Source organism: Microcystis sp. M_OC_Ca_00000000_C217Col, assembly GCF_007095585.1.
GTDB classification, from domain to species: domain Bacteria; phylum Cyanobacteriota; class Cyanobacteriia; order Cyanobacteriales; family Microcystaceae; genus Microcystis; species Microcystis panniformis.
The window spans coordinates 1-8,429 of record NZ_SFBV01000228.1; the positions used below are offsets into that span (position 1 = coordinate 1).

Sequence of the window (8,429 nt, forward strand, 5' to 3'; positions counted from 1 at the left end):
TCTTGTTCGTATAAAGGGGCTAAACGCATAATAAATTTCCTCTCCTCCTGGGTTCTTTTGGGTAAGGCTTGCAAGTTCCTACTCAAATTGTATAATAATTTTAAGGAAGCTGATTTAAAAGGATGACTAGGAGACAAGGCCTCTAATTCATCAATCGCTCTGGTTCTGGTTCCTCCTCTACCTAATAATCTTAACCAAAGGGTTTCAGGGGTTTCAGGTAATTGATGTAGGACAATAAGGGATGTGGTTAATGCTGGAGGTAAAAAATAAATTCCTTCTCCCCAATCTGGGTTATTGAGAGCGGAAAAAGCAGTTATAATTCTTTGACTGGCCGTAGGAGTTAGTATCCATAGTCTAGGAATATTTTCTGCTAATAAGGGTTGTTGATGACGGTGAGCTTCTCTTTGTAATTGTTCCCGCACAGTCAACAGTTTAGATAAACAAGCGAGAATTCCCTCAATCGTGACAGGATTGCGATAGGGTTCCAATAGACAAGGGGTTTGAGCTAATTTGCCCAATAGGCCTAATTCGGGCGGCATTTCTGGGGAAGTCGGTCGAAAATACACATCAATTTCTTGAGTTTCTGCCGTCACATCAAGGCTAGTTTTCACGTCACCGGAAGAAGAGAGAAAGGTTTCGAGGTAATCTTTACTAAATTTATCCCAAAGAAAGCGAGTCAAGACCTAAGTGATTAAATCAATGATGATGGTTATTTTATCATCTTCAAAGCCTGATTAGGAAAATTGGCAATATTGCAGCTTTAGTTACAGATTTTTCCTAGTTTTTGCGCTAGAAATGAAAGGTTAATCAGCAAAAAACGCGCTCGACGAATGAAACCGCAAATCATCGTCTGTGGATTAGGTCGCACGGGTTATAAAATCTTTTGTTTACTCAAACAACAATCTGCGGCAGTAGTGGCGATTAGCGATCGCCAAATGGTCTGTGAATACCAGTCTGATATTATCATCGGCGATCCCTGCTCTCCTAAAACTCTCCTGCAAGCTGGCCTTCCAGATGCAGAAACCCTAGTTTTGGCCATCGATAACGACGCACTCAATCTAGAAATTCTCACCCGCGCAAGAATAATTAACCCGAAAATTCGGATAGTTAACCGACTATTTAACGAAACTTTGGGAGAAAGACTCGATCAAACCCTCCCTGCTCACGTTAGCATGAGCGTTGCTTCCCTAGCGGCTCCGATCTTTTCCTTTGCTGCCCTTGGTAATAAAGCTATCGGTCAATTACAGCTATTCGATCGCCTTTGGCCAATTCAAGAGATAATTATTGAGGAAAATCATCCTTGGTGGGGATTACCGCTCTACGAACTTTGGGACGATCCGGCCCGAATGTTAATCTATTATCTCCCCGCTCACGACGAAATCGATCTGGTTTCCGCAGTTCTGTTAGGCAAAAAACTCCAAACTGGCGATCATCTGATTATCGGCAATAAACCGACAATTAAGGCAAAACAGCGTTTTAAACTGCAAAAGTGGCTGAGAAATCTACTCAATCTCCGTCCCTATCAGCACTATGTCCAACCAGTAATTCTTGTCACCCTTTCTCTCCTGGGGATGATTTCCCTTGCTACCGTTACCTATCTCAGCGTTAATCAAAAAATTTCCCTTGTCGATTCCCTCTATTTCTCTGTCGGGATGATTACCGGTGCCGGAGGTAACGAAAAAGTGGCCGAATCTACCCCCGATAGTATCAAAATTTTTACCGTGGTCATGATGATTGTCGGTGCGGGGGTTATCGGTATCTGTTATGCTCTCCTCAACGATTTTATTCTCGGTAGTCGCTTTAAGCAGTTTTGGGATGCTACCCGCATTCCCGTCCGCAATCATCACATTATCTGTGGTTTAGGAGGTATCGGCACCCGGATCGTGCGACAATTGCACGAGCAAGGCTGTGAAGTGGTGGTGATTGAATCGGACCCCAATAATCGATTTTTGCATTCCGTGCGCTCCTGGGGAATCCCCGTTATCATCGAGGATGCGCGTCTAGTGGCTACCCTAGAAACGGCTAATATTAACAACGCTGAATCTTTGATCGTGGTTACTTACGAGGATATGATTAATGTGGAGATTGCCCTCACTGCTAAAGCGATCGCTCCTAAAATTAATCTAGTTTTACGCTGCTCTCAGGAACAATTCGGGCGATCGATTCAAGAGGTTTTTGATTTTGATACGGTATTATGTCCCCGGGATCTAGCTACCTATTCCTTCGCTGCGGCCGCTTTGGGCGGTAGAATTCTCGGTAATGGCATGACCGATGATCTCCTCTGGGTTGCTTTGGCTACATTAATCACACCTAATCATCCTTTTATGGGGCAAATTATCAAGGAAGCGGCGATGAATGCCGATTTTGTGCCACTTTACCTAGAAAAACAGGGTCAAACTATCCATGGTTGGCAATTACTGGAAATTACTCTCGATCAAGGTGATATTCTTTATCTAACTATGCCGGCTATGCGTTTACAACAGGTTTGGCAAAATACTTCCCTAACTATTCCCCAATCTTTCCGCGATTTAAAATGATTTCTGGTCTTAATTATCTGAGCAAAGCTAGTTATCGCTGTATCTTGAGTTTAGGCAGTGCCGGCAGTATTTTAAGTCTCGCTAGTGCCAGCAGTATTTTAAGTCTGGTTAGTATCGGCAGTATGCTCAGTATTGGCAGTGTCGGCAGTATTCTCAGTATTGGCAGTGTTGGCAGTATTCTAAGTGTCGGCAGTGTCGGCAGTATATTTGGCATTTTTCAATATCATTCTCTGCCTAACCATCCTGAGTAGTTCCAATGAACTACTTCTCACCGCTTCTTTACTGTGGGGCGATCGCTTTTTATGCAAACAAAATAGAAAGGGTATTAATCGGATTAAGCGATTTATGAGGCTGCCGCAAAACTAACGCGACGATAAATTTCTAGCAAGGGAAGTTCAACATTTAAACTCTCCAGAGGGATTATTTGACTAAGTTGATCGTAGGTTTGTAGTTGCCAGCGATCGCTCTGTGCGAGTCTGAAATATTGCTCAATGTAGGGTTCAGTTTGACTAACGAGCAGATATTCACAAAAACTTGACAGGGAACGATATTTTCTAAATTTATCACCTCGATCATAGGCCTCTGTGGCGGGGGAAAGCACCTCTACAATAAATAAAGGATTAAGAATTTCGTCTTTGCGATCGCCGTTAAATTCCGGTTCATGGTTAACAACCATGAGATCGGTATAGGTTCCACAATGATATTCAGGAATCCACAACCGCAGATCGCTGTTATACAGACGAAAATCCCTATCTCTCAATAAAAATCCCAAAAAAACCGAGATATTGATCGCGATTGCGCTGTGGGTTGCGGTTCCTCCAGGCATAAGAATCATTTCTCCATGGCAATATTCATAACGTTCCTGAGAAGTTTCAGCGATCGCCCGATATGCTTCCAAAGTGACAGGGGTTTTGGTGACTGTCGCAATAGTTGGTTTTTCTTGAGCGATAATCATGTTTGTCTTTCTCCGATATTCTAAGTGGCTGGTTATAATTAAATTAATAATGGATTTTAGGTTCGATCCCCCCTGCCCCCCTTGATAAGGGGGGTGCCGATAGGCGGGGGGATCCCCCTTAATAAGGGGGCATCTGATAATTTTTAACGCCTACCCACTTATTAATTAATTTTATGGTTATTTTTTAGGGATTGTGGGGAAGCGATCGCTTTTTATCAAAATAGAATAGAAAGAGCGATCGCAGTTTTTCTGAGGTGAGAGAGAACAATTTTTTAAGAGCAAACTATCGTTAATTTGATTGTATATGTTATAATCGGGCCGTTGGTTTTAACAAAAATACTACACTGTCCTCAATGCCTCATCTATCCTTTGAGTGGGATAAGCAAAAAAATCAAACCAATCAAAAGAAGCATGGTGTTTCCTTTCAAGAAGCTGAATCTGTTTTCTATGACGAAAATGCTATTCAGTTTTGGGATGATGATCATTCAGAAATGGAAGAGCGATTTTTATTATTGGGTAGAAGCTCAAAAATGCGAATTTTATTAATTGTTCACTGTTATCGAGAAGAGGATTCTGTTATTAGAATTATTTCTGCTCGAAAAGCTACTCAAAAAGAGTCTCAACAATATCGAGGTTATTGTTTATGAAATCAGAGTATGATCTCGCTAATATGAAAAGTCGTCCTAATCCTTTTGCTCAACAACTCAAGCAGCAGGTTACTTTACCTTTAAGGATTGATGTCATTGATTTCTTTGAAAAAAAAGCAAAAGAAAAAGGAATTTCTTATCAGGAATTAATTGATTTATATCTTCAGGATTGTGTGACAAACGACCGAGAACTCACTTTTTAGCGATCGCTTTTTATGAAAACAAAATAGAAAAAGCGATCGCATTGTGAGCATCAGTTAATAAAACAATAAAGTTCGGGGTCAGGTATTCAGGTTTGCTAATTGTTCCTGAATATTAGCTTGAGTAGAGAGTTTTTCGGATTTTTCCCATAGAGCGTTAAAGATACTTTTATCTGTCTCGACAACTCTTGTTTGATAGGAAATATAACCTGTTTCTGTTTGACCATTCATAGTTCTTCTCGCTGTAAAAGAATTTCTTGGAACAGATAAGTTTTCGCTAATCAATAGGTTGGTATCATCCCAACGATAGCCTTCAACATCTTTGGCTTTTTCCTGACAAATCCAAGCAACTTCTATGCCAGAGTTAAGTTGTTCCTGAATCACCTGTAAATGCTTTGGAGTCGGAACTTCAGGAAGAATAAAGACTCGTTGAATAGAAATCTCCCTTTTGATTAGTTCTTCGTTAACTTCCCAGAATTTTTGACCAAGGGGATTATCCCACCAGATGGAATCTGTCATGGAGTGAATAGCCAAGATTCGAGATTGACTTTTAGGATCAATGTGTTTGAGTAGTTGACCAACCTTTTCTAAACGGGATTCGCCGCTAATTTCAATGTTAATTTCAGGCATAATTGTGTTAGTCAAAATTGTGCCATCAAGGAGGGTTAGATTATTTTCATCTAATTTAACATCGGTCAAGTTAGCTCCCGTTAAATTAGCTTTGCTCAAATTGGCATGACTCAAATCGGCTCCTGTTAAATCAGCATTAGTTAAATTAACCCCCGAAAGATTAGCCTGACTGAAGTTACATCCCATCAATTTTGCGTCAAAAAGATTGGCCTCACTATCCATTAAATTAACTTGGCTGAAATTCAGTCCCCAAAAATCTCGTTCGCCAATTTTGTGCAAATGTGTCAATTCTTTTGTGCTATGAATATCGGGGTGATATTCCTTGGGTGCATAAACGGCAATCATCGCTTTGACGTAGGCGAAAAAATAAGCCTTGAGAATATTTTCATGGGTGTAGATGGTAATAACTTCTTTACCATCATACTCAACCACCGCCTTGACAGTTACTTCTCCTTTTTGACCCGGTGTCAAGTTGGCTAAATAGATAGATGTAAGGGTATGTTTAACCTCAACTAAATGAGCTAGAGCCTCATTAAAAGCAGTACAAAGTGCATCTACTGAACCTTTTTTAAAGGCTGATTCAGTGTAACGCTCTTGGGTTTTTGTATTACATAGGATAACTGTCGCGGAAGTTAAATTGTTATTGGCACAAAGAATTTCAAAGTTCTCAATTTTCCAGCCCTGAAAAAGCAAAAGATTATCTTCAAAGAATAAGTTTTGTTGAGGCTCGTTTTCTAAAAGCTGATTGAGTTTTACTTTTTCATTTTCCATTGCCGCTTTACCGAGATTTTTGAGAGTTCTTTCGATAGAAGCTGGCGAGGTATCTTTCCCTAAAGACTGTAAGAATAAGGAAGGAGAACCCACAAAAGGATACCCACTGGCAATGAATTCTCGATCTCTGATGGTGATAATACCTGCTAGGCTATACTTTCTGGCAATCTCAACTTGAATTGCCGTTTTCAAATTGGCGTTGGGATATTTTTCTAGGTCAATGTCTTTCAAGTTAACTTGACCGACGTTAATCTTACTCAGAAGTTCAATGATCAAACGATTGGCATCTTCTCTAGATTTCAGATTTTTGATATTATGCCAAATTTTGATTAATCCCATTTCGCCAATGTAAGGATTAATTTTTCCTTCTAAAACAAGTCCCATAACCCTAGTAGCTTCCCTGTTAAGAGTCGTCTGATTTCGCAATAAAAACTCTTCAATCAGATCAGCATCAATTAAGACTTTTGGAGCTTGAGAATTGTTATCTTTTGATTGGAATACCTCTAAGTTATCCAGAAAAAAATCAATATTTACACTAGGATGAGTAGTCACTTTATGCAGACTAAGCTTGAGCTTGATTTCGTACTGCACAAAATCATCAGATTCTTTTTCTAGATCATTTCTCAAATCCCAAAGTTTTTTAATCACTTGAGGCTTAGGATATTCCCCTAATTTCCTTACGATTTCAGCACGGATATCGATATCCTGTTCATTGTCTAGTTGAGCTAACAAATCATTAATAATGTCAGCACGGGGAGTGACCGATGTTGGTATCTCGCACAATAACTCTGTGTTTTCCATTTTTAAATCAATCTCCTTGATTGGTGGTCTTCTCATCCGCACTAATTGTGTCTGACAGTAAAAGACTGCTCTAATTGAGAATTTTCAGCGTAGCGTGTTGGCAAAACTCTCACTAATTCATCGTCATTAATGTCAACAAGATAGCCCTTTTTAAAGAGAATCCTTCTTAGGGAAGTAATTCCCAGACGATCACTGTCATCTAACTCAAGGTAATCCTTAAGATGGGATCCTAGATTTTTGTTGAAATCTGCGTTTAGATTTTTGCCGCTGCTATGATTGAACATTTCAGCGAGGTCATCCGCAGAAAAAAGACCTGTAGCCGCCAGATAGAAAATAATTTTGTATTTTTCAGATAGGGGTTCGATTTCTGCCAACAAAGCTTCTAGCTTGGGTATATCCAAACCACAGTTTCTTGCCTGCTTTTGGGCATCACACAGTGACAGGAGCATTTTGTATTTTTCAGATGGGGGTTCGATTTCTGCCAACAAAGCTTGTAGCTTGGAAATATACAAACCACAGTTGCTTGCTTGCCTTTCGGCATCGGATAGGTTTTGGGGCATTGACGAGAGCGTCTTCATGGCTGTATTTTCGAGCTAGTTAGCATATTTTGAAATGGAGTACCAACAATTATTGTTTAATGATAGCAACAATTGTTGGTTAAACATTGCAACAATTGTTGGTTGACATCTTGTCTCTATTTCCAAAGCAAGCACCCAGTTGGGAAACCAACCCCTACCAAATTTGGGGTTTTGCAATAACCAATAATTATTGGTTGATTTCTCTTTTGTCTCATGTAATCCTAGTAGCAAAATAACTTTTTGGTTGTTATTGCAATCCCCTCTAAGCAAGTATCGGTGACTACAAATATAGATATGTTGATTACCTTAAGATCGAAAATCCTCCCAACTACTGTCGATTAGTCACATCTTTCTCAACATTTCAACCCTTTGTAGCACAGGGCTTTCAAGACTCGGTTAACAATCTGGAGTGTCTGTACCGTTATATGCAGGACGGTTGCCAGAAGCAATTCATCCGATGACTATTGCGAATCTATGAATCTATAAAGATCCTGATCAAATCAACTGCCACCTTAGCCATGAAGACACTTAGCCACAAAACAGAAGATTTGAGTATAGCCGATGTCTCATCCTATTACCCCGATCAATGGGTGGTAGTAGAGATCACTGGTCGAGACAAATATGGCTGGCCAGAGAAAGGTAAGGTTATTGGGTATTCAGACGATAAACGTAAGCTTATACAAGAGACTAAACATTTGAAGGGAGACTTATATTTGTTTTATACAGGTCTTGTTGACGGAAGTAAAGTTGCTTAAAGTTGATAACGATTCTTGGCTATCAACGCCACAGCTTTTATCCTTGCTCCATCATCCTTACTCTACATGGCCGTCATTGTCGTTGAACATACATTTCAGGGAGACCATAATCTTGAAAGATTGTCTATGTGGGTGATTCCAGTCACTGTTGAGTTTAACGACAACCGAAGAACGGTTAATGTCTTACTCGATACGGGGTCACAGGTGACTGTCTTTCATCCAGATTTATTAGACTTTCTAGATTTACCGACATCTCAATCATCTGCTCGGGGAAGTGGTGTAACGGGTAGTTCTTGGTATAGGACTGCTAGGCTTGATAGACTGGAAATAGGTTCTATTTTGTTTAGCGAAACGGAAGTTTTTTTTGGCTCTCTTCCGGAAGTATTCTCGAAATACTATATTGATGGGATTTTAGGAGGGGACATTCTCAAAGAATGGCTCTTCTCGACTTTGTGTGATAATTTTTGCTTATGGAATTGTGAAATGCTTATCGGGCAAGACTTTTAGGGCTATTTTGACGAAGAAACCATCAGTATAGACCTCGTTTCCACACAG

General features: G+C 40.0%; 10 protein-coding genes. 6 read left to right on the forward strand and 4 right to left on the reverse strand.

Annotation, left to right across the window (positions count from 1 at the left end):
• A partial coding sequence (locus tag EWV66_RS13905) for a hypothetical protein (protein WP_287107916.1) occupies positions 1-680 on the reverse strand: 680 nt, incomplete at its 3' end.
• Between the two features lie 150 nt (positions 681-830).
• Here EWV66_RS13905 and EWV66_RS13910 point away from each other — a divergent pair.
• Both EWV66_RS13910 and EWV66_RS13915 read left to right on the forward strand, forming a co-directional pair.
• Positions 831-2,537 carry a potassium channel family protein gene (locus tag EWV66_RS13910; RefSeq protein ID WP_287107914.1) on the forward strand — a complete coding sequence of 569 codons (1,707 nt, stop codon included), beginning with the start codon at positions 831-833 and terminating at the stop codon, positions 2,535-2,537.
• Positions 2,534-2,788: a hypothetical protein gene (locus EWV66_RS13915; protein WP_052277998.1), complete on the forward strand. Its 255-nt coding sequence runs from the start codon at positions 2,534-2,536 to the stop codon at positions 2,786-2,788. Before EWV66_RS13910 ends, EWV66_RS13915 begins: the two co-directional genes overlap by 4 nt.
• Before the next feature lie 92 nt (positions 2,789-2,880).
• Here the strand turns inward: EWV66_RS13915 and EWV66_RS13920 are convergent, their stop codons facing one another.
• Complete coding sequence (locus EWV66_RS13920; RefSeq protein WP_052277997.1) at positions 2,881-3,492, reverse strand: Uma2 family endonuclease; 612 nt, start codon at positions 3,490-3,492, stop codon at positions 2,881-2,883.
• A 353-nt stretch (positions 3,493-3,845) separates the two neighbouring features.
• Between EWV66_RS13920 and EWV66_RS13925 the strand changes: the two genes are divergently transcribed.
• Together EWV66_RS13925 and EWV66_RS13930 are read left to right on the forward strand one after the other, a co-directional pair.
• Entirely contained in the window at positions 3,846-4,139 is a 294-nt protein-coding gene (locus tag EWV66_RS13925; RefSeq protein ID WP_002776536.1) for a BrnT family toxin, read from the forward strand.
• Complete coding sequence (locus tag EWV66_RS13930) at positions 4,136-4,342, forward strand: UPF0223 family protein (RefSeq protein WP_159298070.1); 207 nt, start codon at positions 4,136-4,138, stop codon at positions 4,340-4,342. Before EWV66_RS13925 ends, EWV66_RS13930 begins: the two co-directional genes overlap by 4 nt.
• A gap of 78 nt (positions 4,343-4,420) precedes the next feature.
• On the opposite strand, the gene EWV66_RS13935 is transcribed toward EWV66_RS13930, so the two are convergent.
• Complete coding sequence (locus EWV66_RS13935; RefSeq protein ID WP_287107913.1) at positions 4,421-6,541, reverse strand: pentapeptide repeat-containing protein; 2,121 nt, start codon at positions 6,539-6,541, stop codon at positions 4,421-4,423.
• A gap of 41 nt (positions 6,542-6,582) precedes the next feature.
• Positions 6,583-7,101, reverse strand: coding sequence for a hypothetical protein (locus EWV66_RS13940; RefSeq protein WP_052277995.1), 519 nt, complete (start codon positions 7,099-7,101; stop codon positions 6,583-6,585).
• Positions 7,102-7,637: 536 nt separating this feature from the next.
• On the opposite strand from EWV66_RS13940, the gene EWV66_RS13945 reads away from it, so the two are divergent.
• Together EWV66_RS13945 and EWV66_RS13950 are read left to right on the forward strand one after the other, a co-directional pair.
• Positions 7,638-7,874, forward strand: a complete 237-nt coding sequence (locus tag EWV66_RS13945) for a hypothetical protein (protein ID WP_287107912.1) — start codon at positions 7,638-7,640, stop codon at positions 7,872-7,874.
• 15 nt (positions 7,875-7,889) lie between these two features.
• Positions 7,890-8,381, forward strand: a complete 492-nt coding sequence (locus EWV66_RS13950) for a retropepsin-like aspartic protease (protein WP_287115989.1) — start codon at positions 7,890-7,892, stop codon at positions 8,379-8,381.
• Positions 8,382-8,429: the final 48 nt, after the last annotated feature.